This is a genomic window from Marinobacter sp. es.048, assembly GCF_900188435.1.
Classification (GTDB): Bacteria; Pseudomonadota; Gammaproteobacteria; order Pseudomonadales; family Oleiphilaceae; genus Marinobacter.
In genome coordinates this window covers 1411640-1438387 of record NZ_FYFA01000001.1, presented here as the reverse complement: position 1 = coordinate 1438387, position 26748 = coordinate 1411640, and the positions used below count along the sequence as shown (strand labels likewise).

The following is a 26748-nucleotide window of genomic DNA, read 5'->3' as shown; positions in this document are numbered from 1 at the left end:
CTCAATTGTTATTCAGCTTCTGAAAAGCCGTGAATACTGTGTTTCATGCAGGGCACTTCCGAGCGCCAATCCCGGCAGGATGGGCCCGAGTTCGTGATCGTTTCGTTCCAGGGCCGTGTCCACCGCCACCGCCAGCTGTGGTCGCAGCCGTTCGATAATGCGCTGTGCGGCGGTGTGCCCCAGGGGCAATGCCTTGCAGGCCACGGCGAGCTGGTTCTCCAGCCAGGCCCAGGCAAAGCCGAGCAGCGTCTGGCGAACGGGCACAAAACGTTTGTGGGCGGCCCAGGCGAACATGGTGATGTAGCCGGGCTCTTCCGGAATCAGGTGTGGCTCGGGCAGCAGCTCCAGGTTGCGCAAAAGAGTGACGAGGGCGCCGCCGAGGCGGGTGTCTTCATCGCTCAGTTCGGCGGTTTCCCGGGTGGCGTGCAGCCAGTCGTTCCACTTGGCCAGCGTAATGGCATCGCCTTCGGCCCAGGCGGTCTGCAAACGCACCAGCAGGGGCAGTTCGCAGCGGCTGAGGCCGTCTTCCAGAACGCCTTCAATCCAATGGGCCAGTTCGGCTTCGTTGTTTACCCAGCCCAGTTCAAAGGCGCTCTCCAGGCCCTGGGACCAGGCGAAGGCGCCGATGGGCAATGCGGGGCTGACCAGTTGCATCAGGCCCAGCAATGCCAGGTCGTCCACCTGCGGGGTGGCGGCCTCAGTGGGTGTGTTTGTGACTGTGGCCATGGCTGTGCCCGTGGTCGTGATCGTGTGAATGGCCGTGTCCGTGCCCATGAGAATGGCCAGCCTGGGAGTAGGCGCCGGGCTCGGGATCAAACGGGGCGGTGTGGTGCACCACGGTGGCGCCGAGGCGCTCGGCCAGCTCTTCCAGTACGTGATCCGGTGGGAAGCGCACGAAGCTGCCCTGCTCGTCTTCACCGATGGCCAGTGTCACGTGGCGGTTGCCCAGGTGATAGCACAGGCGGGCCAGCGGCTGGCCGGACTTGATGCGCGCCGTCACGACCTGCTCTTCGGCGGCGCGTATGCGTACGATCTCGCCGGTTTTGGCCTGCAGCAGGTCGCCGTCCCGAAGGACTGGGCCTCGATCCAGGAACAGGCCTACGTCCACGTTGGTTTCGGTGGTGGCGCGCAGCCGGCCACGGATACGCAGCTCGTATGGCAGGATCAGGTTGTCCAGAATCTCGCTGGTATCGATGCCGGTGGATTTCACGTCACCGATGCGTTCAATCAGTTCCAACATAAAAATGTCCTCTTATCCCGGCTCAGAACAGCCTTGAGCTGTATTGACTAAAAGAGATGGTAGCGCTGGGCCAGGGGCAGCTCGGTGGCGGGCTCACAGGTGAGCAATTCGCCATCGGCATGCACTTCGTAAGTTTGCGGGTCCACGGTGATGTGCGGGCACGCGTCGTTCAGTTTCATGTCGCCCTTGCGCACGTCACGCACGCCCTTGCAGGCGGATAATGGGCTATCCAGGCCAAGCTCTTTGCCGATACCGGCATCAATCGCGGCCTGGCTCACAAAGCTCAGGCGGGTGGCACTGGCCGCCTTGCCGAAGGCGCCGAACATCGGGCGGTAATGCACCGGCTGGGGCGTGGGAATCGAGGCGTTGGGGTCGCCCATTGGGGCGGCTGCAATCATGCCGCCCTTGAGAATGGTGGCGGGCTTCACGCCGAAGAACGCCGGGTTCCAGAGCACCAGGTCCGCCAGCTTACCCACTTCCACGGAACCCACTTCATGGGCAATGCCGTGGGTGATGGCCGGGTTGATGGTGTACTTGGCGATGTAGCGTTTGGCGCGCAGGTTGTCGGCGCCCAGGTCTTCGTCCTCCGGCAGCAGGCCGCGCTGCTGTTTCATCTTGTGGGCGGTCTGCCAGGTGCGGCACACCACTTCGCCCACCCGGCCCATGGCCTGGGAGTCAGAGGCGATCATGGAGATCACGCCCATGTCCTGCAGGATGTCCTCGGCGGCGATGGTCTCGCGGCGGATGCGGGAGTCGGCGAAGGCAACGTCTTCCGGGATGTTCGGGTCCAGGTGGTGGCACACCATCAGCATGTCCAGGTGTTCGTCGATGGTGTTCACGGTGTAGGGCCGTGTCGGGTTGGTGGACGACGGCAGCACGTAATCCTTGGAACAGGCGGTGATGATGTCCGGTGCGTGGCCGCCGCCGGCGCCTTCGGTGTGGTAGGTATGGATGCAGCGCCCCTTGAACGCGGCCAGGGTGTCTTCCACAAAGCCGGATTCGTTCAGGGTGTCGGTGTGGATCGCCACCTGCACGTCGTATTTATCCGCCACGGTGAGGCAGTTGTCGATGCTGGCCGGGGTGGTGCCCCAGTCTTCATGCAGCTTCAGGCCAATGGCGCCGGCCTGGATCTGCAGTTCCAGGGATTCCGGCAGGGAGGCGTTGCCCTTGCCCAGGAAGCCGATGTTCATGGGCAGGGAATCCACCGCCTGGAGCATCTTGCCAATGTGCCAGGGGCCCGGCGTGCAGGTGGTGGCGTTGGTGCCCGTAGCCGGGCCGGTGCCGCCGCCGAGCATGGTGGTAATGCCGCTCATCAGCGCTTCTTCCACCTGCTGGGGGCAGATGAAATGGATGTGGGCGTCAATGCCGCCGGCGGTGAGGATCTTGCCCTCTCCGGCGATGATTTCGGTGCCGGGGCCGATCACGATGGTCACGTCTGGCTGGGTGTCCGGGTTGCCGGCCTTGCCGATGGCGGCGATGCGGCCTTTCTGGATGCCCACGTCGGCTTTGACGATGCCCCACCAGTCGAGAATCAGGGCGTTGGTGATCACGGTGTCCATCACCGCCGCATCGGCACGCTGGCTCTGGCCCATGCCGTCGCGGATAACCTTGCCGCCGCCGAATTTTACTTCGTCGCCGTAGTGGGCGGCATCGCTTTCCACTTCAATCCACAGATCGGTGTCGCCGAGCCGCACCCGGTCGCCGGTGGTTGGGCCGTACATGTCGGCGTAAGCTTGTCTGGTGATTTTCATTTCTGGCCCTCCAGTTTGCCCATGACTTCCTGGCGGAAACCGTAGATTTCACGGCCACCCGCGAACGGGATCAGTGTCACTTCGCGGCTCTGGCCGGGTTCGAAGCGGATGGCCGTGCCGGCGGCTACATCCAGGCGGTAGCCACGGGCTTTGGCGCGGTCGAAATCCAGCGCCGGGTTGGCTTCGGCAAAGTGGTAGTGAGAGCCGATCTGGATCGGGCGGTCGCCGGTATTGGCCACGTCTATCTGGATGCGCTCGCGGCCTTCGCAGAGTTCGATGTCGCCGTCTTTGAGCTGGTATTCACCGGGGATCATGTCGTCTGCTCCTTAGACAATCGGGTTATGGACAGTGACGAGCTTGGTGCCATCGGGGAAGGTGGCTTCCACCTGCACTTCGTCGACCATTTCGGCGATTCCGTCCATCACGTCTTCGCGGGTGAGGACTTCGGTGCCGGCGGTCATCAGCTCGGCCACGGTGCGGCCTTCACGGGCGCCTTCCATGATTTCGGCGCTGATCAGGGCCACCGCTTCCGGGTAGTTGAGCTTCAGGCCCTTCGCTTTACGGCGCTCGGCCAGCAGGGCTGCGGTGAACAGCAGCAGCTTGTCTTTGTCTCTTGGCGTTAATTCCATCGTTGTTTGCTCCGTTGATCGCGTCGCATTCTGCTTGTTATTCAGGTCAGCCAGATTCGGGGAACGCTGGCAGGCTGGCCGGTGAGTCTTGGCCGGATGAGTTCCCAGGCTTGCTGGCACACCGCCCAGGCTTCGTTTCGTTCCTGCCCCAGATAACGCAGCAGCACCACACCCCTGCGGCGCGTCACCGCCCAGCGTTTGCTCTCCGGCAGGTTCTCTCTGAGTTCTTCAATGGCGCCGGCTTCATCCTCCAGGCCGACCACCCAGAGGGTGGCCTGCACGGTAGCGCCGCCCTGGCCCCAGTGGCCTTTGAACCGGGCGTGGTTCGGATCCATCAGCTGGCGTTCCAGCCAAAGGGGGCGGCCGTCCATCAGCAGGCGGAATTTCTGTTCCAGGTGGCCGGAGATGAACGGCAGTTTGCTGGCCGGGCGGCCGAGGGCGAGGATTTCCCAGCCAATGCATCGGGCGCCGGCTTCCAGTTCGATGGTGGTGCTCTGTTCGCCCCGGGAACCATCAAACGCCAGGGTTTCCTGGGGCAGGTATTCGAGAATGCCGCCCTGTTCCACCTTCAGCCGGGTGTGCTGGGCCCAGGCCACGCCATGGCTGTCGGCCTTGTAGAGCTTGGCCGCCGCTGGCGTGGTCAGCAGGGTGTGTGAGTCTTTACCTATCCGAGCCTCGATACTGAGGGCATCGCCACTCACCAATCCGCCCGGTGGATGCAGCAGGTACACGTGGCAGCAGCCATGGCGGCCTTCCGGATAGAAGGGACGTTGCACCCGCAAAGGGCCTTTGTGGCGAACATGGGTCATCCGGGTGGCGGTGTTGCTGCCATCCGGCCGGGCGTCGAAGCCCAGGGCAATGGACGCGGCCCAGTGCCGCCCGGCGTCGAACCGATGGCCGGAGTCGTGGGCGGGTTCGATGCGTTCAAAAACCGTCATACCGTCAGGTGCTTCTTGATGAGTTCATCGGTGAGGCCGGCTATCTCGTCTTCCGCCACGCGGCGACCGCGGTCGAGGATGGCAAAGCGGTCGGCGTATTTGCGGGCGAACGGAAGCTTCTGCTCCACCAGCAACACGGTCAGGCCGTCTTCTTCGATGAGCTTGCGGATTACCTCGCCGATCTGGGCCACGATGTTGGGCTGAATGCCCTCGCCCGGTTCGTCAAGGATCAGCAGGCGCGGCTCGATCACCAGGGCGCGACCGATGGCCAGTTGCTGCTGCTGGCCGCCGGAAAGATCACCGCCGCGGCGATGGCGCATTTCTTTCAGCACCGGGAACAGCTCGTACACCCGCTCGGGGATTTTCTTGCTGCCGTCCTTGCGCACGGCCAGGCCGGTGCGCAGGTTTTCTTCCACGGTCAGCAGCGGGAAGATCTGCCGACCCTGGGGCACGTAGCCAATGCCGAGGCGGGAGCGGTCCTCGACCTTCTTCTTGGTGAGTTCCACGTCACCGGCAAATTCAATACTGCCGTTCTTGGTGGTTTCCTCACCCATGATGCATTTCATCAGGGTGGTCTTGCCCACGCCGTTGCGGCCCATCACGCAGGTGCACTGGCCCTGGGGCACGTCCAGGTCCAGATCCCAGAGGGTGTGGCTTTCGCCGTAGAACTGGTTGAGCTTTTCAATCTTCAGCATTACGCCTCCTCCCCGAGATACACCTTGATCACTTCCGGATCGTTGGAGACCTGGTCCATGGAGCCTTCCGCCAGCACACTGCCCTGGTGCAGCACGGTCACCTTGCGGGCGATGGAGCGCACGAAGCCCATGTCGTGTTCCACCACCACGACCGACTGTTTGCCGGCGAGGCTGGTGAGCAGTTCGGCGGTGCGTTCCATTTCCTGTTCGGTCATGCCCGCTACCGGCTCGTCCACCAGCAGCAGCCGGGGTTTCTGCATCAGCAGCATGCCGATTTCCAGCCACTGTTTCTGGCCGTGGGAGAGGATGCCGGCGAGCCGGTCACGCAGGGATTCCAGGCCGATCATTTCCAGCACTTCGTCGATGCGGTCCCGGTATTCGGCTTTCATCACGGCGGTGAGTGTGGGAAATACCCGTTTGTCTGCCGCCATGGCCAGTTCCAGGTTTTCGAACACGGTGAGCGCTTCGAATACCGTGGGTTTCTGGAACTTGCGGCCGATGCCCAGGGAGGCGATGTCCGGCTCGTTCATGGTGAGCAGGTTGTGGCGGCTGCCAAACCACACCGAGCCGGTGTCCGGCCGGGTTTTACCGGTGATGATGTCCATCATGGTGGTTTTACCCGCGCCGTTGGGGCCGATGATGCAGCGCAGCTCGCCGTCATCGATGGTGAGGTTGAGGTTGTTGATGGCCTTGAAGCCATCAAAGCTCACGTTTACGTCTTCCAGGTACAGGATGGGCCCGTGGCGCACGTCCACCGGCGACTGCACCTGGGTCAGAAACTCGAACACATGCTCGCGGTCGGTCAGCTCCTGAAACAAGCTCATACAGTCGCCTCCTGCGCGGTGGGGGTGTCGTCATCTTCTCTGGCTTTCCGGCGCTTCTGCAGCAGCCCGGCAATACCCTTGGGCAGGAACACGGTTACCAGCACAAACAGGCCACCGAGGGCGAACAGCCAGGCGTCCGGCATGATGCCGGTGAACACGGTTTTGGCGTAGTTCACCAGGATGGCCCCGATCACCGCGCCGTAGAGGGTTGCCCGGCCACCCAGCGCCACCCACACCACGATCTCGATAGAGAACAGCGGCGAGAATTCGCTGGGGTTGATGATGCCTACTTGAGGCACATACAGCGCCCCGGCCACACCCGCCAGCATGGCGGAGACCACGAACACGAACAGCTGCACCCGCTCCACCCGATAGCCCAGGAAGCGGGTACGGGCCTCGGCATCCCGGCAGGCCACGCTCACCCGGCCCAGTTTGCTGGTGACAATGCCGCGGCAGATCACGTAGCCAATGGCCAGGGCGATACCGGTGGCAATGAACAGCCCGAGGCGAGTGGCGTCTGTGCGCAGGTTAAAACCAAGGATGTCTTTGAAGTCGGTGAGGCCGTTGTTGCCGCCAAAGCCCATCTCGTTACGGAAGAAAGCCAGCATCAGCGCGAAGGTCAGCGCCTGGGTAATGATGGAGAGGTACACCCCGGTCACCCGTGAGCGGAAGGCCAGGAAGCCGAACACCAGGGCCAGCAGACCCGGGGCCAGCAGCACCATGATGAAGGCAAACCAGGCCATGTCGAACCCGTGCCAGAACCAGGGCAGCTCCTGCCAGTTCAGGAACACCATGAAGTCCGGCAGTATCGGGTCGCCATACACGCCGCGATCACCAATCTGGCGCATCAGGTACATGCCCATGGCGTAGCCGCCGAGGGCAAAGAAGGCGCCATGGCCCAGGCTGAGGATACCGAGGTAACCCCACACCAGGTCCACCGCCACCGCCAGCAGGGCATAGCACAGGTATTTGCCCAGCAGAGTGACGGTAAAGGCACTCACATGCAGGGCGCTATCCTGGGGCATGAACAGGTGAAGGAAGGTCACCAGCACCACGGCCAAGAACAGCACGCCGAGAAAGGTCTGGGTTGAACGTTCCTGCAAGGGTCTAGTTAGCCACATATTGGTGTCCCTTCTGGCTAATTATTTAATTCACTGAGCCTCTGAGCGCCTTTAGAGCTAGGCGCAGTGGCGAAGGTTTGGTGGTTCCAAATCGAGGCGCTGCAACGCCGCTATAAAGGCGTTCAGAGGCTCCCGAAGGGCGCGGCGCTTGCGCCACGCAGTGGATTAAAGAATTGGCTAGACGGGACACCCTATCCCTCCGCTGCCCGGCCTTTCTGGGGGAAGAGCCCCTTCGGCCGTTTCTGGATGAACAGGATGATGAACACCAGCACGATGATCTTGGCGAGTACGGCACCGGCCCAGGGTTCGAGCAGCTGGTTGATGGTGCCCAGCGAAAGCCCGGCAATGAGGGTGCCCCAGAGGTTACCGACGCCGCCGAACACCACCACCATGAACGAATCGATGATGTAGTTCTGGCCCAGGTTCGGGCCCACGTTGGTGAGCTGGGAAAGCGCTACCCCGGCAAGCCCGGCCACGCCGGAGCCCAGGGCAAAGGTCATGATGTCCACCCGGGTGGCGCGGATGCCCATGGAGCGTGCCATGGCACGGTTCTGGGTAACGGCACGCACTTCCAGACCCAGGCGGGTCTTGCGCATGATCAGCATCAGCCCGGCGAAGACAATCAATGCGAAGGCCAGAACGTAGAGGCGGTTCAGGGTCAGCGAGAGCGCGTCGTTGATCACCAGGGAGCCACTCATCCACTCCGGCGTCACCACGGTACGGTTCTGCGGCGAGATCACGGTGCGCACCAGCTGTTGCAGGATCAGGCTGATACCAAAGGTGGCCAGCAGGGTTTCCAGCGGGCGGCCCTTGAGGTACTGGATTACGCTGCGCTCGATGATGATGCCGGCGGTGGCGGCCACCATAAAGCCGGCGGGAATTGAGAGAATCAGCGCCAGCCCGGGTTGGCCGGGGAAGAGTTGCTGCATGCCCCAGGTGGTGTAGGCACCGAGCATGATCAGTTCGCCGTGGGCCATGTTGATCACGCCCATCACGCCAAAGGTGATGGCCAGACCAATGGCAGCGAGTACCAGGACCGAACCGAGGGAAAGGCCGAAATAGAGGGTCTCGGCGGCGCGGTTCAGTTGAAGTTTCTGTTCAATGCTTTCGAGGGCTTCGGTGGCCCTGGTGGCCAATGCCTCGTTATCGCCGCGAACGGCTTCGTTCAGAGCGGCGCGGGCGCGGGGGTGCAGGCTGCCGGCAAGCACGTCCACGGCCTCCAGGTTGCCCTCACCTACCCGGTAAATGGCAATGGCTTCTTCAATGCGGTTGCGTACGCCGGCGTCTTCTTCCTTCGCCAGCTGAGCTTCCAGCGGCTCCACTAGCGAGGCATCTACTTTGCCCATCATGTCCTGTGCGGAGGCTTCACGCACTTCCGGGTCTTTAGCGTTCAGGTCCAGCATGGCGAGAATGCCTTCAAGCTGGCCCCGAATGCGGTTGTTGATGGCGACTCTGTCCAGCTCCCGGCGGGACATTTCACCCATGTTCTCTCCGGTCAGCGGATCGGCGATTTCCCAGTCCCTGCCCCGGTTATTCAGTACCAGTACCACCTGCCCGGTGTCTTTTATCCGGCTCAGGCGGTTGCTTCCGTAAGCTTCAAGCCAGCCCCTGGCTCTTTCATCACCACTGCTGACGATGGCGTTAATCGCCTCTTCCACGTTACTGGCCGGCGCCTCTGCCAGGTTGATCAGCAGAGCCTTGCCAGGATCGTCTTCCTGCGCCGTTACGGGCAGCGATAGCAGGGAAATCAGGGCGATAAGCAGCAATGTGAGCGATCGGCAGATGCTCATGAGAGTGTCCTGTCTGTTTCAAGCGTGTTGCGGGGCAACAGCCGGAGGCGTAACCACCCCCGGCTGTCCATGGTGCTATACCGTCTGAGCCTTACTCGGCTTCAGCGGCCATTTCACCCGCAGACGCGCCACAGGTGCCGGTTGCGGTGTTAAACGTTCCGCAGAACATGGGCTTGCGCCAATCGGCAATCATGTCCCGTGAACCCGGCAGGTAGTCAGACCAGGCATCGCCAGCGACCAGCGACGGGGTCTCCCAGACAACGGAGAACTGGCCGTTGTCCTGGATCTCGCCAATCAGCACCGGCTTGGTGATGTGGTGGTTGGGCATCATGGCGGCATAGCCACCGGTGAGGTTGGGCACGGTTACGCCGATGATGGCGTCTTTCACCGCGTCTACGTCAGTGGTACCGGCCTTCTTGACCGCTTCGACGTACATGTTGAAGCCAATGTAATGGGCTTCCATCGGATCGTTGGTTACCGCTTCTTCGTTGCCGGTGTGTTCGATCCACTGGTCAATGAAGTCGTAGTTGGCGTCGTTGTCCACGCTCATGAAGTAGTTCCACGCAGCCAGGTGACCAACCAGCGGGCCGGTGTCGATACCGGAGAGTTCCTGCTCACCCACCGAGAAGGCAACAACCGGGATGTCGGAGGCCGCAATACCCTGGTTACCCAGTTCACGGTAGAAGGGCACGTTGGCGTCGCCGTTGATGGTGGAAACCACGGCGGTCTTCTTGCCGGCGGAACCGAAGCGCTTGATGTCGGAGACGATGTTCTGCCAGTCGGAATGACCGAAGGGCGTGTAGTTGATCATGATGTCTTCCTTGGCCACACCCATGTCCATCAGGTAGGTCTCAAGGATCTTGTTGGTGGTGCGCGGGTAAACGTAGTCAGTACCCGCCAGAACCCAGCGCTCGACGCCGATTTCGTTCATCAGGTAGTTAACCGCAGGAATCGCCTGCTGGTTGGGCGCAGCGCCGGTGTAGAAGACGTTTTCGGAGGATTCCTCACCCTCGTACTGTACCGGGTAAAACAGAAGGCCGTTCAGCTCTTCCACCACCGGCAGTACGGACTTACGGGAAACCGAGGTCCAGTTACCGAAGATCACATCGACTTCTTCCTGGGCCAGAAGCTCGCGGGCTTTTTCAGCAAACAGCGGCCAGTTGGAAGCCGGGTCTACAACAACCGCTTCCATCTGACGACCGAGCACACCGCCTTTGGCGTTCTGTTGCTCGATCAGCATTTCAACGGTGTCTTTCAGAACGGTTTCACTGATCGCCATGGTGCCGGACAGTGAGTGCAGGATGCCCACTTTGATGGGATCTTCCGCTGCAACGGAGTTAAAAGAGATAGAAAGGGCAAGTGCAGAGAGGCCAAGTTTCACGTGTTTTTTGAGGTTCATTTCAGGCGTCCTTTTCTTAGTTGGGTATGCAGTTCGTCTTCAAACGCAGCAGGGCCTTTGCATCTGCTGTTCCACACACCTTATAACCCATCCAAAAACAGTGACTTATCTAGTATACAAGGCAAACCCTTGAAGCCCGCGCAGCTGAATGCTCCTTCAGAGCGCAGCATTTCTGAGCGTTTTTGGTGCGACCGCACCCGATCCGGGCAGACCTGATCAGCCTTTTGCGTCAAAAACACTCATAACCTTATGTTTTTCAGTAACTATCAATAAAAATCCGCAAATGGCACAAGCATTGCCATTCCACATGTATACAAGTTGATTACGCACATGAGGATGACCAATGCCTTCAATGCTCGGATGGACCATCAAGGACTGGCAGAACGCCTATAAAGAGGGCGCTACGCCCGAGTCACTATTGGGTGAGTTACTGACCGGCCTGGACACAACAGACGTTGCCTGGATTTCGCTTCTGGACCAGAAAGGCCTGGATGAGGCACTTGCCGAGTTGAAACAGCATCTCCAGAATGCCGGCGGAGAGATCGATAACCTGCCGCTCTACGGCATTCCCTTTGCCGCGAAAGACAATATTGATGCGGCTGGATTTGAAACAACGGCGGCCTGCCCGGCCTTTGCCTTCACCCCGAAAGAAGACGCCAGCACCGTGGCCAGACTCAAGGCCGCCGGCGCCATCGTCGTGGGCAAGACCAACCTGGACCAGTTCGCAACCGGCCTGGTGGGTACGCGCTCCCCTTATGGCGCGGTGCCCAACAGCTTCAAACCGGATGTCGTGAGCGGCGGCTCCAGCTCCGGTTCGGCTTCTGTGGTTGCAAGAGGCCTGGTGCCTTTTGCCCTGGGTACCGACACCGCCGGTTCCGGCCGTGTGCCTGCCGGGCTGAATAATCTGGTGGGGCTGAAACCAACCAAAGGGCTGTTCAGCATTCGCGGCGTGGTGCCGGCCTGTCGTTCGCTGGATTGCGTGTCCATTTTTGCGCTCACCGTGAATGACGCTGGTCTGGTGTCGGATATCATGGCCGGCTTCGATGCCGACGATGCCTTCTCCCGCAAGGCCCCTTATGCGCTGCCTCTGGACGGCCCCGCCCTTCGGCGGCCCGGGCCCATCAAACGGCTGGCCATCCCCGACCACCCGCAATGGTTTGGTGATCAGCAGGCGGAGGCGGCCTGGAACACCGCCATCAGTCAGTGGCGGCAGCAGAATGTGGAACTGGTACCGCTTGATTTCAGTCCCATGCTGGAGCTGGCTGCGCTGCTTTACGAAGGCCCCTGGGTGGCCGAACGCCATGCGGCGGTGGAATCCTTCATGGCCAGCCACGGCGACGATATGAATAAGGTGGTCAAAGGTATTATCAGCAAGGCCGGCAATTTCAGCGCCACGGATACCTTCAAGGCCCAGTACCGCAAGGAAGAGCTACAGCGTGAGATTGATGAGTTGTTAGCCGATGTGGATGCCCTGCTGGTGCCCACGGCTCCGACGGCTCCCACCATCGAAGCCGTAAACGCGGATCCGGTTGCACTGAACAGCCAGCTCGGCACCTACACCAATTTCGTGAACCTGGCCGACATGAGTGCTCTCGCTGTTCCTGCCGGTTTCCGGGACGACGGCCTGCCTTTTGGCGTTACCCTGATCAGTGGCGCCTGGAAAGACACCGAGCTGCAACGCCTGGCGTGCCAATGGCTGAATGCGCATCCGACCCCTTTGGGAGCTACAGGCAACGACCGCCCCGAAGAAGCGCCCGGGGCCGCCATTTCGACACCCACCATCAAGGTGGCCGTTGTTGGTGCCCACCTCAGCGGCATGCCATTGAACACGCAGCTCAGCGAGCGCTATTCGGTAATGCTTGAGCAAACCACAACGTCCGCCAATTACCGGCTCTTTGCCCTGCCAAACACCACACCGCCGAAGCCCGGGCTAAAACGTGTGGCCCCGGGCGAAGGCCAGGAAATCGTTGTCGAAGTCTGGGAAATGCCCGCCTCGGCCTTTGGCTCCTTTGTGGACCTGATTCCTGCGCCTCTGGGCATAGGCAACGTCGAGCTGGCTGATGGCCGGTGGGTAAACGGTTTTATTTGCGAGGGCTACGGCCTCGAGGGCGCAGAGGACGTAACGGAGTTCGGTGGCTGGCGCGCCTATATCGCCTCCAGAGCCTGACCATACCGGGGCAATCTGGCGCTCCACGAGGGGAAACGGTGCCAATGGCAAACCCTAGACGAAAAGAGTCCGTAGCCGACAGGGTCTATGCGGCCCTGAAAGAGGACATCTTCGAGTTCCGTCTGATCCCCGGCGACAGATTCAGCGAGGGGGATGTAGGAAGCCGTCTGAACGCCAGCCGGACACCGGTTCGGGAGGCGCTCTACCGTTTGCAGCGGGAGGGCCATGTGGAGGTGCTGTTTCGCAGCGGCTGGCAGGTAAAGCCATTCGATTTCCAGCAGGTGGAGGAGCTCTATGACCTGCGCATCACCCTCGAGCGGGCGGCAGTGCACAAGATCTGCAACCTGGATGAAGAGCCTGCAGCACTGCGAACCCTGACCGCCCTCTGGAACCCGGACCATCCATCCGAACGCGCGGTGGGCAGCACAGTCAGGATGCTGGACGAGAGCTTTCACTGCGATCTGGTGGCCGCTGCCGGAAACCGGGAAATGACACGAATTCATCGGGAAATCACTGACCGGCTGCGGATTGTCCGGCGTCTGGACTTCAGTCGGGACGAGCGTATTGATGCCACTTACGTGGAGCATGCCGCGATTCTGGAGGCACTGCGCAACGGGCAGGCAAGCGAGGCGGCGGACCGCCTCACCCGTCATATCCGCGCCAGCCAGAAGGCCGTGCGGGAAATCATCATGGAGCGAATCCGCGAGGCGGCTGCCGCCCATCGAAGCGAGCAATAAATTGCCTCTCAGGCCCTGAAAATACTGAACTCAGGTTCATAATTGAACCCGCCGAAAAGCTTACAGATTCGTAAGATATATCGCACAAACCACGGAGCGATTCTCCGATAGGTAGGAATTCGATCCCCAGTAGAATGGTCAGTGTCAGGGATGACAAGCCAGCAAGGAACGTTGGCTCAAGGACGAGGACTTCAGGGAAGAGAACTCCAGGGAAGACGCGCTCAGGATGAGTCGCACGCCTGAAGGAACAGGCAGGGGTCAGCCACGGATTCGGGGATCACAAGGATTGTGGTCCTGTCCGTGCACTCCCCACCCCCACAGACATTTCTGCTCTCTTCTTACATTTCGCTTCTGCTGCTTTGCGCCCTGGCACAAACCCTATAACGCAAACTAGTCTCAGGAGCTTTGATTCATGAAGCGCACACCGCTTTTCGCTACCCTTGTTCTGCTGTTCAGTCTGGTAACCGGCTTTGCCTACGCCGAAGAAGCCGCTATCAACATCAACACCGCAGACGTGACCACCCTCGCCAGCCTGAACGGAATTGGCCAGAGCAAAGCTGAAGCCATTGTTGCCTATCGCGAAGCCAATGGTCCTTTTGCGGTTACCGCAGACCTGGCGAACGTGAAAGGCATTGGCGAGCGCACTGTTGAGAAGAATGCCGCGCGCCTGACCGTCAAGTAATACCCCGGGCAGTGGCGCACTGCCACTGCCCTCTCTGCCTTCCCTGCCTGTCTCTCACTTCCTGCCCATAAAGTCGTCTGGCAACACCGCGTTCGCCACCCTATTATTGCTGGATAACAATTCAAAAACCGTTGAGCGTCCGCACATGGTTGATCCGATCAAGGTTTATCCCGCAAAACCTGCGAAAGTCTATTTCTACGGCACCTGTCTGGTGGACATGTTCTACCCGGATGCAGGTATCGCCGGGGTGGAGCTGCTGGAGCGTGAAGGCATTGAGGTGCTGTTCCCGCAGGACCAGACCTGTTGTGCCCAGCCCGCCTACACCTCCGGTTACCACGACCAGGCCCGTTCCGTTGCCAGAGCCCAGCTCGATCTTTTCCCCGGCGACTGGCCCATCGTTGTGCCTTCAGGCTCCTGCGGCGGGATGATGCGCAAGCACTACCCGGACCTGTTCAAAGACACATCGGACGAAGTGAAAGCCGCCGAGGTGGCCGGCCGGGTCTGGGAGCTGACGGATTTTCTGCTCAACGTCTGCCATATCAAGCTGGAAGACCTGGGTGAGCCCACCACCGTGGCCATGCACACCTCCTGCTCCGCGCGCCGTGAAATGGGCGTAGCAGAAGTGGGCCCGAAGCTCCTGGGTCAGTTGAAGAACGTCAACCTGGTGGAGCAGATCCGGCCCGAGGAATGCTGCGGCTTTGGCGGCACCTTTGCGGTTCGCCACCCGGAGATTTCCGGGGCCATGGTGAGCGAGAAGGTGGACGCGTTGGTGGATACCGGCACCAGGCAGTTTGTCACCACCGATTGTGGCTGCCTGATGAACATTGCCGGCTACGCCGAGAAGAATCAAAAGCCTGTTGAAGGCCAGCACATTCTCAGCTTCCTGTGGTCGCGCACCCAGGGCAAAGGGGGGCAGCAGTCATGAGTGAGACAGCCGAAGACACTGGCCATCATATCGATGTAAAACAGTTTCACCCGCGGGCTCAGGCGGCCATTCATAACCCCAAGATCCGCAAGAACTTTCGCAGCGCCATGGACGGGCTGATGTCCAAGCGCAAGACGGCGTTCGAGGGCTGGGATCTGGAAACCCTCCGGGATCTCGGTGCCAACGTCCGCCTGCGGGCCCTGGCCAATCTGCCAGACTTGCTGGAGCAGCTTGAGAAAAAGCTGACCGAAAACGGCATCAAGGTGCACTGGGCGGTGGATGGCGATGAGGCCTGCCGGATCGTGCGAGATATCTGCAAAGCCCGGGATGCCAAGACTGTGATCAAGGGCAAATCCATGGTCTCCGAGGAAATGGAGCTGAACCATTACCTGGAGGAGCAAGGCATTGAGGCCCTGGAATCGGACCTGGGCGAGTACATCGTGCAGTTGGCGGATGAGACCCCATCGCACATCATCATGCCGGCGATCCACAAAAATACCGGTGAGATCTCCCAGTTATTGCATGAAAAAACCGGCACCGATCTCTCCAACGATGTGGAATACCTCACTGCCAGTGCCCGCCAGCAGCTTCGGGAAAAATTCATGAACGCTGATGTGGGGGTTTCCGGGGTTAACTTTGCGGTGGCCGAAACCGGCACACTTTGCCTGGTTGAGAACGAAGGCAATGGTCGGATGACCACCACCGTGCCCAAGTGCCACATCGCCGTTACCGGTATCGAGAAGGTGGTGCCGAGCATGGAAGACGTCTCAGCCCTGCTCGCCCTTTTGACCCGCTCTGCCACCGGCCAGCACATCACCACCTATTTCAATATGATCTCTGGCCCGCGCAAGGCCGAGGAGCTGGATGGGCCGGAGGAAGTTCACCTGGTGCTGGTGGATAACGGCCGGTCGTCCATCTACCAGGACGACGAACTGCTGGACACCCTGCGCTGCATCCGCTGCGGCGCCTGTATGAACCACTGCCCCGTGTACACACGGGTGGGCGGCCATGCCTATGGCACCACCTATCCGGGTCCCATCGGCAAGATCCTGATGCCGCACCTGATTGGCCTGGACGAAGGCCGGCATTTGCCCAGCGCATCCAGCCTGTGTGGCGCCTGCGGTGAGGTCTGCCCGGTGAAGATCCCCATTCCCGATTTATTGGTGCGGCTGCGCCAGGAATCGGTGGATGGTGACAAACTCCATCCGGCCAAGGTACGCGGCCACGGGGCCAAGCGAAGCTCCATGGAAGCGATGATCTGGAAAGGCTGGGCCTGGATGCACGCCAGCCCCGGCATTTACCGATTTGGCACCGGTACCGCCAGCAAATTCAGGGCGTTGCAGCCCTCGAAAGCCGGCGCCTGGACCGATTACCGCACGGCGCCCAAACTGGCGGCCAAAACCCTGCACCAGCGGATGAAGGAGCGTGGCCAATGAGTTCCCGGGAAACGATTCTTCAGCGCCTGCGCAACCGAACCGGCGGTGAACTGACCGTGCCGAAGTGTGACTTTTCTGTTCTGGTACGGGATGACTGGTCAACAAAGGAGCGTGTCGAGCGGTTCGAGAAGATGATCGAGTCGGTCCACGGTGAAGTGCACCATTGCAACGAAGACATGTGGATGGACCGCCTGGCCGAAGTGCTGAACACCCGCGGTGCCAGGAATCTGCTGATTCCGAAGCAGCACCAAATTGGCCAGGCCCTTCGCGATGCCGGCCGTGACGATCTGCCGGAGCTGCTGATCTACGACGAGCCGATCGAGAGCTGGCAGACCCACCTGTTCAACGAAGTGGACGCCAGTATTACCTCCACCCGCGGCGGTATTGCCGAGACCGGCTCGCTGATCCTGTGGCCGAACGATGATGAGCCACGGCTGATGAGCCTGGTGCCGCCGGTGCACATTGCGGTGCTCAGGGCCTCGGAACTCTACACAACCTTTCATGAAGCCATGAAGGCCCAGAACTGGGCCGCTGGCATGCCGACCAATGCCCTGCTAATCTCAGGCCCTTCCAAAACCGCCGACATCGAGCAAACCCTTGCCTACGGTGTTCACGGTCCCAAAGAACTGATTGTGTTGATTATTGAATGATCCAAGGCGCCCTGTTTATCGCCCTGGCAGCCCTGCTATGGGCGACCACGGGTATTGTTGCGAAATTTCTGTTTACCGGCACCGAGCTTCAGGCCATCACTCTGGCCTTTCTGAGGCTGGCGGTGGCATTGCCGTTTTTCTGGCTGCTGATGCGGCGCGAGCAGGCACGCCTTGAACGTGCAAACCCGGGCAGGAAAGTGCCCGGCAGCTCGCTTCGAAGCCTGACATCCAAAGCCCTGCTTCCTCTGACGGCATTGGGACTGTTTCAGGCGTTTTACCAGGGCAGCTACCTTCTGGCCGTGGACCTGACCGGTGCCGGCATTGCCACCCTGATCGCGCTCTGCCTGCCCCCGGTATTGGTGGCCATTCTCGCCGCGCCCTTGCTGGGAGAGAAACCCGGCCTGCTCACGGTTCTGTCCCTGATTGCCGCCATTGGCGGCACGGGCATGCTGGTTCTCAGCGATATGGACACCAGCGGCACCCTTCGGCTCGCCGGCATTCTGGTCGCGTTACTCGCCGCCTGCGTGTACACCGGCTTCACGCTCACCAGCCGCTACAGCTCTGCCGGCACGCCGGTGTTTACCACGGCGTTTATCTGTTTCTTTACGGCGGCGTTGATTCTGTTGCCGGTAGTAGCTCTAAGCGGCGGATTTGAGGGGCTGGAAACCCTCAATCCCGGGCACTGGCTGATGGTGGTCTATGTGGGGGTGGTGCCAACCTGTATTGGCTATGTCTGCTTCTTCACTGGCATGAAAACGACACCGGCGACGCTTTCCAGCATCATAGTAACTCTGGAACCGCTGTTTGTGGCGCTGCTGGCCTGGGTGTTTCTGGAGGAGGTTCTGGGGCCGATCGGCATTGCGGGGGCGTTGATACTGACCGCAGCAGTGGTGGTGGCCTCCCGCTACGGCCGCAAACCCGCAGCCGGCCAGGAGGCCGGCGCGGAGTAAGGAAGCTCAGTCTTCCTTACGCTGTTTCTCGAGCATGTCCGGCTGCAGGATTTCGATCCAGTAGCCGTCCGGGTCCTTGATAAAGGCCAGGCCTTTCATCTTGCCGTCGTCCGGCTTCTTGACGAATTCCACACCGAGTTTTTCCAAACGGTCGCAGGCGGCGTAGACGTCGGGCACCGCTACGCCAATGTGGCCAAAGCCTTGGGGCTCGTCGTTACCATTGTGGTAGGCGAAGTCGTTGTCGTCTTCGGTGCCCCAGTTATGGGTCAGCTCAAGCATGGCTTCGCGGCCGAAGGTGAAGGTGGTGCGGTGAGCATCATCTTGCGGCACCAGTCCGGCCTGGCGATCGTCCAGGTAACCCAGGAAATACAGGGTGAACTTCATTTCGGGGAAGTCCAGTTTGCGCACCAGGCGCATGCCCATCACTCGGGTGTAGAAGTCCATGGAGCGCTCGGGTTCCTTGATGCGCATCATGGTCTGGTTGAATACGTAGCCTTCGGTTTCGGGAACGGGGTCTTCGTATAGGCCAGGGGCCTGTTCGAAATGCTTGGGCATTGTGGTTTTCCCTTTTTTTCGCAGGATTCAAACATTATACCTGTGTGCGTTTCAGGGGGATTTCAAGGGCATAAAAAAAGACCCCGGGGCCAGAGACGAACCGCCGGGGTCTTGAGGGCCGGTTTTTTAGGCCGGCGTTTCTTCAGAGACGCTCTGAAGACTGGGGGCCTGTGGAGTTAGGCCGATCTGGGGTTGGGGGCTGGCGGGGCCATGAGGGGGATATTTCTTTCGGGAAGCCGAACTCGCTTTGCTCAGACAGTCGTTTCCCTGCAGAAATTTCCCCCTCACACCCCCGCCGACTCGACTTTGTTGCCGGCATCCCGTTTGGGCCGCTTGGGAGTTTTGCCCGCCGACATTATGCCAACTGGTGTTCTTCGCCTTTGTAATAGGCCTCTACTCTTGGGTTCATTACCCGCCGCCACAGTGGGGGAACCATCGCCAGGACGATCATTGCGGAGTAGCCGGCCGGCAGCTGGGGGGCCACTTCGTGGTGGCGGAGGATCTGGTAACGGCGCTTGGCCCAGGCGTGGTGGTCGCTGTGGCGCTGGAGGTGGAACAGGAAGACGTTGGTGAGGAAGTAGTTGCTGTTCCAGCTGTGTTCGGGGCCGGTGCGTTCGTAGCGGCCGTTTTTGAGTTTGCGGCGGTGCAGGCCGTAGTGTTCGAGGTAGTTGACGATTTCCAGCAGGGTGAAGGCGATGAAGCTCTGCCCCAGGAAGAAGACGGCGCCGAGCCAGCCGAAGGCGATGGTGAAGGCTGTCAGTACCAGGGCGCTGATGCTGTACCACCAGATCAGTTCGTTGCGCCAGCTGAGGGCTTTGTGGCCTTTGCGTTGCAGGCGTTCGGCTTCCAGTTTCCAGGCATTCAGGAAGTTACGCACGTACGCCTGGGGCAGGAAGTTGTAAAGGGACTGGTTGTAGCGTGAGGAGGAGGCGTCTTCCGGGGTGGAGACGTGTACGTGGTGCCCGCGCAGGTGTTCAACCTTGAAGCCGGCGTAGCAAACCAGTGACAGCAGGAAGCCGCCAGCCCAGGTTTCGAGTTTGTCGTCTTTGTGGATGAGTTCGTGGGCGACGTTGATGCCGAGGCCACCGACGACGCCGATGGAGACGACCCAGCCAATGCTTCCTGACAGGTTGAATGTACCGGACGCCAGTTCCAGCATGCTCCAGACCAGCAAGACTGCGAAGCCGGCGACCCAGCCGAGTGTTATTGCTTTATAGAACCGCTCGCCGACCATTCTTGGCACGTCGGTTTCTTCGTCCGGGTTCAGGGAATCCTTGCCGAACAGCATATCCAGCACCGGAATGATCCCGAAGAAGACGATCGGGAACCCCCAGGAAAACAGGTTTACCAGATCGGTCGCGCGGCCGGCGGCCAGCAGGAGAGGCGGCAGTGCCAGAGGGATCATGGCTATCAGGTAGCTGTATTTCTTCAGCGTCAGCAAGACCCTTCGGCGGGTGGCTTCGCGATCTGCCGATAACTGCGTGGTGCTCATTGGGCTCTCTCCATCGAATGCTTGTTGGTGAAACTCTGATCACCTGTTGTTTTGTGCATTATTGTCCTACAATGCGTCAGTCGTCAACCGGTCGAGTGGAGTTTTCTGACAATTGTCAGGAAGCCCCGCCGAATCAAGGCGTTGTCGCTATCGCACTCCGAGGCTGTGATAAACTCATGCGCACACACTCTCCCGCCGGGCGGCTTAGCGCAGCCGCAGACCGGTATTTACGACCTGTTCAGAGAGCCTTTATGGATTTTCAGGTGCCCAACACGCTGGCCAAGCAGATTGCCAATTACCTGGCAGAACGGATCATGACCGGGCAGATTCGCCCCGGTGAGCGCATTCAGGAAGCCACTCTGGCCGGTGAACTGAAGGTGAGCCGGGCGTCGGTGAAGGAAGCCCTGTATACCCTGGAGCGCTGGCATCTGGTGGAAATCACGCCTCGCAAGGGCGCTTCGGCCACCCGACTGGATGCAGCCCATGCTTCCGAGCTCTACGATGTGTACATGCATTTGCTGATGATGATGGCGGTGCGCTTGTGCGAGCGCTGGCAGGAGCGTGACCAACCACGGTTGCTGGCGGCCGGGAGTAAAGCTGTTGAACAGATAAAGGAGCCATCTACCGACATCTCCGGGGTGGTAGAGGCGAGTTTTGATGTGATGGATATCTGTTGTGAGGTGGTGGGGAATCCTTACCTCACGGAGGCGCTGTCGAATTTCAAGCCGGCGGTCAGTCGAGCCTATTATCTGAGTGCGGATCGGTATCGGCGGGATTTGGCGCAGACCAGTGAGTTTTTTGCCAACCTGCCGCAGGCGGTGCTGGCGCGGGATTCTGATCAGGCGCAGGCTTTGATTCGGGAGTTTGCGGAGCACCAGAAGTCTCTCATTCAGCAGGCTCTGGCTTCTTAGGCACAATCTGACCAAGCCTGGATTTCGAGGACTGAGGCACTGGACACCGCCCACACCCTACCCTGTAAACTGCCCGTCTCACTCTGACGGGCAGCCCATGACTGACTCCACTGAAATCGACTACTCAAAGCGCGCCTCTGGAAAAAGGCTGGCGATGTTCAGTCTGTTGTTTGTGGCGCTTACGGCTGCCGGGCTGTATGCCGTTTACGATCTGTTTGCCGAGCGCACCCTTACCTTCGATGCCAGGCTGATCGCTCCGGAAACCCTCTTCTCGGTGGCTGGCCTTCTATTGGTTTATTTCATATCAGACGGCCTGCGGCTCTATTTTACCCTCAGGGCCCTGGGGCACCGGCTGCCGCTGCCAGCGATGTTCCGGCTGGTATTTATCAATCTGTTCTTTTCCAACATCACGCCTATGGCCACGGGGGGCGGTTTCGCCCAGATCTGGTTCCTTAGCCAGCATGGTGTCCCGGTCGGGAGAGCCACGGCAGCCACAACGATTCGAACGGTACTGGCGGTGTTGTTCATTTTTTCGCTCACGCCGGTATTCCTGCTCACGCTCAAGTCCCTGGACGGCAATTCAATTGTCGGCGATATAGGCACCGCGCTGGCGTTTCTGATCGTTCTGTACCTTGGTTTTTTCCTGGTGCTGCTGTTCCGGACCCGCTGGCTGATCGGACCCCTGACCCGGCTGCTGAGGGCCGCGCGTCGACTCCATCTGATCAGTGAACGCCGCCATCGGCGCTGGCAGTTCAAGGCACGGAGGGAGATGCTGCGGCTTTCCCGGAGCTTTGGCGATTACCTGCGCGGCGCGCCCGTGTTCGTCTGGCTGTCTATACTGTTCACCGCCATATTTCTGCTCAGCCTGTTCAGCTTCCCGGCACTGCTGATGCACAGCCTGGACTACAGTGTTGACTACGTGATGTCTGTGGGCCTGCTGGTCGTGACCACCTTTGTTATGTATTTCTCGCCCACGCCTGGTGCCTCTGGTATCTCGGAGGGTGTTTTCGGGAGCTTCTTCCGGGATATCCTCTCGGGTAACCACCTGATTCTGGTGATTGTCTGCTGGCGCCTGCTGACCATTTACCTGGGCATGATTATTGGGCTGGTTGTACTACAGAAGGAACTTGTTGCCAATCGCAGGAGAGCCGGATGATTTTCCGCAACCCACTCAAGCTTCTGTTCTACCTTTGCCTGCTGGTGGTGCTTCTGCTGGTTGGCTACAAGACCTATCTGAATCTGTTCACCGAGGATTTCGAGGCGGTCCATACCGAGCAGGTAGAGCAGATTTATCGTCAGCTCGAACCCGGCCAGCCGTTCAGCTTTGCGGTGGTGGGTAACATCAACAACTCGGTGGGCATCTTTGAAGAACGCATCGTTCCGGAACTGAACCGCTCCGGGCTCGATTTCCTGATCTCCGCCGGGAATGCGGTCAGTGGTGGTGGCGAGGACAAATACCGGGCGTTGTACGGCACCCTGAGCCATCTGGAGATTCCCTACCTGCTTACCTTCGGCGCCCACGAGTACGAGGATTTTGGCAGTTTCCGATTCTACGATCACTTCGGCCCTCACTTCTTCAGTATCGAGGCCGGTAACAGCCGGCTTATTTTCCTTGATAGCACCGGCAAAACACCCTGGCGATGGCAGATCCGGTGGCTAAAAGACCTCTTGGCCCAGGACACCTCCAAGGCACGGATACTGTTCATTGGCCATCCCCCCCTGCACCCGGACGAAAATGCCCCGTTCGATCAGAAGGACGATTACCTGACGCCCCCCGAGTTCCGGGACGCCCTGCTCGCGGCGATCAGGGATCATGACGTTGAACGGGTATTTTCCGCAAATCTTTCGCTCTATGCAGAGGAGCAGGTAGGCGATACGAAGTTTGTTACTACCGGCGGCGCCGGCGGCCTGGTGATGAACAATGACACCAGCTTCTATCACTACGTGCGGGTGAATGTGGACGCCGAGGGCGAGGTAAGCCACAGCCTGCAGCGCCTGGAAGTGGGTCAGCACCCGGTTCTGAAACGGCTGGAAAGTCTCTGGTTTTTTATCTACTCCCTGTTCTACACCGGTTACCTCAACTTCATTCTGATCGTCGCTGTGTTTGCGGCCATTGCCATCAAACTGTATGGCGCCATTTTCATTGGCAAGGACTATTACCCCGACTACGATCTGGACCCGGCGCCCTGGCTCGAAAAGCCAATGCGGGTGGCCATGTTCACCAACAACTACCTGCCCTTTATCGGCGGCGTTCCGATTTCAATTGAACGCCTGCGGCGGGGCCTGGAAGAGCTCGGTGACAAACTGCTTGTGGTGGCACCCCGTTATAAGGGCCAGGCGGAAACCGAAACCCACGTTCTGCGAGTGCCCTCGCTACTGGCCATGGGTGAGAAGCGGGAATTCCGCCTGGCCAATATCTTCCTCGGGCGGGTTCGCAAAAGGGTACGGGCCTTCAAGCCGGATATTATCCATCTGCATCATCCGTTCTGGCTGGGATCGCTCGGGCTATTCGTGGCGCGCACTCTCAATATACCGGCCATCTACACCTACCATACCCGCCTGGAGCACTACGCCCACTTTGTGCCCCTTCCGGGCATGCTGTTCCGGAACCTGATTTCCCACGCGCTGATCAAGCGCTTTGCCAACAAGTGCGACGGGGTGATCGTACCTACCTACTCAACCGAGGAATACCTGCGGATGATCGGGGTAAAAACACCCACCTTTGTGCAACCGACGGGCATCGAATACCACAAATTCCAGGAGGTTCAGGAGAAGGACGTCGAGCAACTGCGGGAAAAGCTCCAGCTGAAGAATGAGAAAGTGTTCATCAGCGTTTCCCGGCTGTCGAACGAAAAAAACATCGACTTCATGATTGAGGCGATTGATGCCCTGCGGCGGGAAACCAATGTGCCGTTCCGGTTCCTGATGATTGGCGATGGCCACCAGAAAGACCGCCTGCAGAAGAAGATCGAAGACCTGGGTCTTCAACAACACTTCGCTCTGGTTGGTGCCGTGCCGCCGGACGAAATGGCCACCTGGTACCGACTGGGCGATGCCTTCCTGTTCGCTTCGATCTCCGAAACCCAGGGCATGGTGATTCTGGAGGCCATGGCCGCCGGTTTGCCGGTAGTAGCGGTTCGCTCCAGTGGCATTGAGGACGTGGTTCGACACGGGTTCAACGGCTTCAAGACGCCGGAGAAACAGGACCAGTGGCGCGCGCAGGTCAAAAAGCTGCTGGAAGACGACGAACTGCGCGAGAAACTCTCCGAACAGGCTCTGGAATTCGCCAAGGACTACTCAGTGGAGCAGTTTGCCCATGACGTTCGCACCATTTACGCCACCACACTCGCCATGGTCGCGAAGAAACGAAAAGGCTCGATAATCCATCCTGAATAGGTAGGGTTACAGTTTTCCGCGGCGGCCTGATCGGGCTAGACTGAATTCACGTATTACAAAGACAGTTTTAGCTATCAGACCTGCTTAATTATCGGAGACTAACGTGAGCGGCATCCCCGTCGGAATCAGCACCTGCCTGCTGGGTAAGGAAGTTCGCCATGATGGCGGCCATAAACATTCCCGCTACTGCACCCAGGTGCTCTCAAAGCACTTTGATTTCCGCTCCATCTGCCCGGAGCTGGAAGCCGGTCTTGGCGTTCCGCGCCCGGCAATCCACCTTCGCGAGTCCAGTGACGGCCTGCGCCTGATCGAAACCAGGGGCAAGGCGGACCACACCGACGCCATGCAGGGCTTCATCGAACAGGTCATGCCCTCCCTGGCGAACCTTCGTGGTTACATCCTGATGGCCAAGTCCCCGAGCTGTGGCATGGAACGGATCAAGGTACACAACGAGGATGGCAACGTAACCCGCCGGGATGGCCGCGGCATGTTTGCCGAGGCACTGCTGAAAGCCTACCCGCTGATGCCGGTGGAGGAGGAAGGCCGACTCAACGACAACATGATCCGGGAGAACTTTGTTGAGCGGGTTTTCGCCTACGACGACTGGATGCAGAACGTGGCCGGCGAAAAGCTATCTGCCAAGGCGCTGATTGAATTCCACACCCGCCACAAGTTCCAGCTTCTGGCGCATTCCGAAAAGATCTATCGCCAGCTTGGCCCCATGTTGGGGGATCTGAAATCGGAGCCGCTGGAGGCGATTGCCGAGCGCTACATCCACCTGTTCATGGAGGCCATGAGCAAGAAGGTGAGCCGGGGCTCGCACATGAACGCCATGCAGCACCTGATGGGCTATCTCAGGGATTCCATGGGTGATGAAGACCGCAGGGTGTTGATGGAGCAGATGGAGGCTTACCATCGGGGCGAGGTACCGCTCGTGGTTCCCATGACGCTGCTGCGCATGGCCCAGCGAAGGGAGCCGGTGGACTACCTGCATGCTCAGCAATACCTCACTCCTTACCCGGATGAGCTGGGGCTGCGGAACAACGTCTGAAGATAAAGTTGGGGTCAGATGAAAATTTCATCTGACCCCGAATTCACGGCAAGATATTTCTCAGCAGTGGTTTCGTCGTCGGTCTCGGAATAGTTGGTCCGGAATTCGCCGGTGTTGCGCCAGGTTTCGACTTCATGGATCAGCCCCAGGCGACCCTTGATGTTGGTTTTTTCGGTATTGCCCGAGGTCATCAACACGCCCAGCTCGGTTTCGCCCTCCCAGTCATCAGCATTCTGTGCGCTGGCAAGTGGCGCGATAACAACTGCGGTTACGGCTACAGCCTGTCGTAAATCCATGAAGTCTCCTTTCGGGGTTGGTCAGGCGCCCTCGGTGTTGCTCGCCCTTTCGCCGTCCAGGCTTTTCCGGGCCTGACGCTCTCTTTCGGCTTTTTTCCGGGCCTTGCGTTCGGCAATGATGCGCGCAGCTTCGCCACCGACATGGGCTTCGCCGCGCTCTTCAGCCAGGCGCATCTGGCGTTCACGCTCGGCAAACCGGGCCTTCTGCTCTTCGGTCAGCGAATCGATGCACTGATGACAGCTCACACCCTGCTCATACTCGGGGCGCTGCTTGTCTTCCTCGGTGATCGGCCTGCGGCAGGCATGGCACTGGTCGTAGTCGCCACGCTCCAGCCGGTGGTTAACCGTTACCCGGTCATCAAACACGAAGCACTCCCCGTGCCACAGGCTCTGCTCTTCCGGCACCTCTTCCAGGTATTTCAGGATGCCGCCCTTGAGGTGATAGACCTCCTCGAAACCCTGCTCCTTCAGATACGCGGTGGATTTCTCGCAACGAATACCGCCGGTACAGAACATGGCCACCTTCTTGTGCCTGGAAGAATCCAGGTTCTGCTTCACGTATTCCGGGAATTCCCGGAAGGTATCGGTAGCCGGATTGACAGCATTCTTGAAGGTGCCAATTTCAACTTCGTACTGGTTGCGGGTATCCACCAGCACCACATCAGGATCGGAAATCAGATCGTTCCACTCTTTGGGATCCACATACGTGCCGACAATCCGCTTCGGATCGATACCGTCCACACCCATGGTGACGATCTCTTTCTTGAGCTTCACTTTGGTGCGTTTGAACGGCTGGATGTCCACAAAGGACTCTTTGTAATCGATGCCGTCGAACCGCTCATCGCTGGCGATCCAGGCTTTCACGGCATCAATGCCTTCGCGACTGCCGGCAATGGTGCCGTTGATGCCTTCGCGCGCCAGCAGCAAAGTGCCATGCACGTCTTTTTCAAGCATCAGGTCCAGCAGCGGCTGGCGAAGGGATTTGTAATCATTCAGGACTGCGAACTTGTACAGTGCGCAGACAACAACGTTGTTGCTCATCATGTTCTCCTGCGGGCCGGACCGTAAATCCGGAGCATGGTTTCGGGGTTTATCAAAGGCTGGAGCCTGAGA

The 26748-nt window shown here is 59.6% G+C and carries 26 protein-coding genes; 11 read left to right on the top strand and 15 right to left on the bottom strand.

All coding sequences use genetic code 11. The features are described 5' to 3' along the window. Nucleotides 1–12: 12 nt before the first annotated feature. The 11 genes from CFT65_RS06585 to urtA all read right to left on the bottom strand — a co-directional run bounded on the left by CFT65_RS06585 (nt 13) and on the right by urtA (nt 10387). A complete protein-coding gene (locus CFT65_RS06585; protein WP_088827174.1) occupies nt 13–726 on the bottom strand; it encodes an urease accessory protein UreF in 714 nt (237 codons plus the stop codon). After that, a complete protein-coding gene (gene ureE, locus CFT65_RS06580) occupies nt 698–1240 on the bottom strand; it encodes an urease accessory protein UreE (RefSeq protein WP_088827173.1) in 543 nt (180 codons plus the stop codon). The genes CFT65_RS06585 and ureE overlap by 29 nt, the downstream gene beginning before the upstream one ends. A 47-nt stretch (nt 1241–1287) precedes the next feature. Continuing rightward, nucleotides 1288–2991, bottom strand: a complete 1704-nt coding sequence (gene ureC, locus CFT65_RS06575; RefSeq protein ID WP_062781291.1) for an urease subunit alpha — start codon at nt 2989–2991, stop codon at nt 1288–1290. Beyond that, the gene (locus CFT65_RS06570; RefSeq protein ID WP_008175206.1) at nt 2988–3305 is read right to left on the bottom strand and encodes an urease subunit beta; all 318 of its coding nucleotides are present in this window, start codon (nt 3303–3305) and stop codon (nt 2988–2990) included. Before CFT65_RS06570 ends, ureC begins: the two co-directional genes overlap by 4 nt. 12 nt (nt 3306–3317) lie before the next feature. Further along, nucleotides 3318–3620, bottom strand: coding sequence for an urease subunit gamma (ureA, locus tag CFT65_RS06565; RefSeq protein ID WP_088827172.1), 303 nt, complete (start codon nt 3618–3620; stop codon nt 3318–3320). Nucleotides 3621–3661: 41 nt separating this feature from the next. Continuing rightward, nucleotides 3662–4558: an urease accessory protein UreD gene (locus CFT65_RS06560; protein WP_088827171.1), complete on the bottom strand. Its 897-nt coding sequence runs from the start codon at nt 4556–4558 to the stop codon at nt 3662–3664. After that, entirely contained in the window at nt 4555–5253 is a 699-nt protein-coding gene (gene urtE, locus CFT65_RS06555) for an urea ABC transporter ATP-binding subunit UrtE (RefSeq protein WP_088827170.1), read from the bottom strand. The genes CFT65_RS06560 and urtE overlap by 4 nt, the downstream gene beginning before the upstream one ends. Then, nucleotides 5253–6077, bottom strand: a complete 825-nt coding sequence (gene urtD, locus CFT65_RS06550) for an urea ABC transporter ATP-binding protein UrtD (RefSeq protein ID WP_088827169.1) — start codon at nt 6075–6077, stop codon at nt 5253–5255. Before urtD ends, urtE begins: the two co-directional genes overlap by 1 nt. After that, the gene (urtC, locus tag CFT65_RS06545; RefSeq protein ID WP_088827168.1) at nt 6074–7198 is read right to left on the bottom strand and encodes an urea ABC transporter permease subunit UrtC; all 1125 of its coding nucleotides are present in this window, start codon (nt 7196–7198) and stop codon (nt 6074–6076) included. Before urtC ends, urtD begins: the two co-directional genes overlap by 4 nt. A 191-nt stretch (nt 7199–7389) precedes the next feature. Further along, the gene (gene urtB / locus CFT65_RS06540; RefSeq protein WP_088827167.1) at nt 7390–8988 is read right to left on the bottom strand and encodes an urea ABC transporter permease subunit UrtB; all 1599 of its coding nucleotides are present in this window, start codon (nt 8986–8988) and stop codon (nt 7390–7392) included. Nucleotides 8989–9079: 91 nt separating this feature from the next. After that, the gene (gene urtA / locus CFT65_RS06535; protein ID WP_088827166.1) at nt 9080–10387 is read right to left on the bottom strand and encodes an urea ABC transporter substrate-binding protein; all 1308 of its coding nucleotides are present in this window, start codon (nt 10385–10387) and stop codon (nt 9080–9082) included. Nucleotides 10388–10739: 352 nt separating this feature from the next. On the opposite strand from urtA, the gene atzF reads away from it, so the two are divergent. The 7 genes from atzF (at nt 10740) to CFT65_RS06500 (ending at nt 17934) form a co-directional block, all read left to right on the top strand. After that, nucleotides 10740–12554, top strand: a complete 1815-nt coding sequence (gene atzF / locus CFT65_RS06530) for an allophanate hydrolase (protein WP_088827165.1) — start codon at nt 10740–10742, stop codon at nt 12552–12554. Nucleotides 12555–12598: 44 nt separating this feature from the next. Further along, a complete protein-coding gene (locus CFT65_RS06525; protein ID WP_088827164.1) occupies nt 12599–13291 on the top strand; it encodes a GntR family transcriptional regulator in 693 nt (230 codons plus the stop codon). Between the two features lie 412 nt (nt 13292–13703). Then, nucleotides 13704–13973 (top strand): ComEA family DNA-binding protein, encoded by a 270-nt coding sequence (locus tag CFT65_RS06520; protein ID WP_088827163.1) that lies wholly within the window; start codon nt 13704–13706, stop codon nt 13971–13973. Between the two features lie 145 nt (nt 13974–14118). Continuing rightward, nucleotides 14119–14898 carry a (Fe-S)-binding protein gene (locus CFT65_RS06515; RefSeq protein WP_088827162.1) on the top strand — a complete coding sequence of 260 codons (780 nt, stop codon included), beginning with the start codon at nt 14119–14121 and terminating at the stop codon, nt 14896–14898. Further along, complete coding sequence (locus CFT65_RS06510) at nt 14895–16334, top strand: LutB/LldF family L-lactate oxidation iron-sulfur protein (protein WP_088827161.1); 1440 nt, start codon at nt 14895–14897, stop codon at nt 16332–16334. Before CFT65_RS06515 ends, CFT65_RS06510 begins: the two co-directional genes overlap by 4 nt. After that, on the top strand, nt 16331–16984 hold the full coding sequence (locus tag CFT65_RS06505) for a LutC/YkgG family protein (RefSeq protein WP_088827160.1): 654 nt from the start codon (nt 16331–16333) through the stop codon (nt 16982–16984). Before CFT65_RS06510 ends, CFT65_RS06505 begins: the two co-directional genes overlap by 4 nt. Continuing rightward, on the top strand, nt 16981–17934 hold the full coding sequence (locus CFT65_RS06500; protein ID WP_088827159.1) for a DMT family transporter: 954 nt from the start codon (nt 16981–16983) through the stop codon (nt 17932–17934). Before CFT65_RS06505 ends, CFT65_RS06500 begins: the two co-directional genes overlap by 4 nt. A gap of 6 nt (nt 17935–17940) precedes the next feature. Here the strand turns inward: CFT65_RS06500 and gloA are convergent, their stop codons facing one another. Both gloA and CFT65_RS06490 read right to left on the bottom strand, forming a co-directional pair. Then, on the bottom strand, nt 17941–18489 hold the full coding sequence (gene gloA, locus CFT65_RS06495; RefSeq protein ID WP_088827158.1) for a lactoylglutathione lyase: 549 nt from the start codon (nt 18487–18489) through the stop codon (nt 17941–17943). 355 nt (nt 18490–18844) lie between these two features. Beyond that, nucleotides 18845–19981, bottom strand: a complete 1137-nt coding sequence (locus CFT65_RS06490; RefSeq protein ID WP_088827157.1) for an alkane 1-monooxygenase — start codon at nt 19979–19981, stop codon at nt 18845–18847. A 251-nt stretch (nt 19982–20232) separates the two neighbouring features. Here CFT65_RS06490 and CFT65_RS06485 point away from each other — a divergent pair, with 251 nt between their 5' ends. The 4 genes from CFT65_RS06485 to CFT65_RS06470 all read left to right on the top strand — a co-directional run bounded on the left by CFT65_RS06485 (nt 20233) and on the right by CFT65_RS06470 (nt 25339). After that, nucleotides 20233–20892, top strand: a complete 660-nt coding sequence (locus tag CFT65_RS06485; protein ID WP_088827156.1) for a GntR family transcriptional regulator — start codon at nt 20233–20235, stop codon at nt 20890–20892. Between the two features lie 97 nt (nt 20893–20989). Beyond that, nucleotides 20990–22048 (top strand): lysylphosphatidylglycerol synthase transmembrane domain-containing protein, encoded by a 1059-nt coding sequence (locus tag CFT65_RS06480; protein ID WP_088827155.1) that lies wholly within the window; start codon nt 20990–20992, stop codon nt 22046–22048. After that, entirely contained in the window at nt 22045–24288 is a 2244-nt protein-coding gene (locus tag CFT65_RS06475) for a glycosyltransferase (RefSeq protein WP_088827154.1), read from the top strand. Before CFT65_RS06480 ends, CFT65_RS06475 begins: the two co-directional genes overlap by 4 nt. 103 nt (nt 24289–24391) lie before the next feature. Continuing rightward, a complete protein-coding gene (locus CFT65_RS06470; protein WP_088827153.1) occupies nt 24392–25339 on the top strand; it encodes a YbgA family protein in 948 nt (315 codons plus the stop codon). 14 nt (nt 25340–25353) lie between these two features. Here CFT65_RS06470 and CFT65_RS06465 read toward each other — a convergent pair whose 3' ends face one another. Next, complete coding sequence (locus CFT65_RS06465; protein ID WP_228705788.1) at nt 25354–25635, bottom strand: DUF481 domain-containing protein; 282 nt, start codon at nt 25633–25635, stop codon at nt 25354–25356. 21 nt (nt 25636–25656) lie between these two features. Then, complete coding sequence (locus CFT65_RS06460) at nt 25657–26676, bottom strand: rhodanese-related sulfurtransferase (RefSeq protein WP_088827152.1); 1020 nt, start codon at nt 26674–26676, stop codon at nt 25657–25659. Nucleotides 26677–26748: the final 72 nt, after the last annotated feature.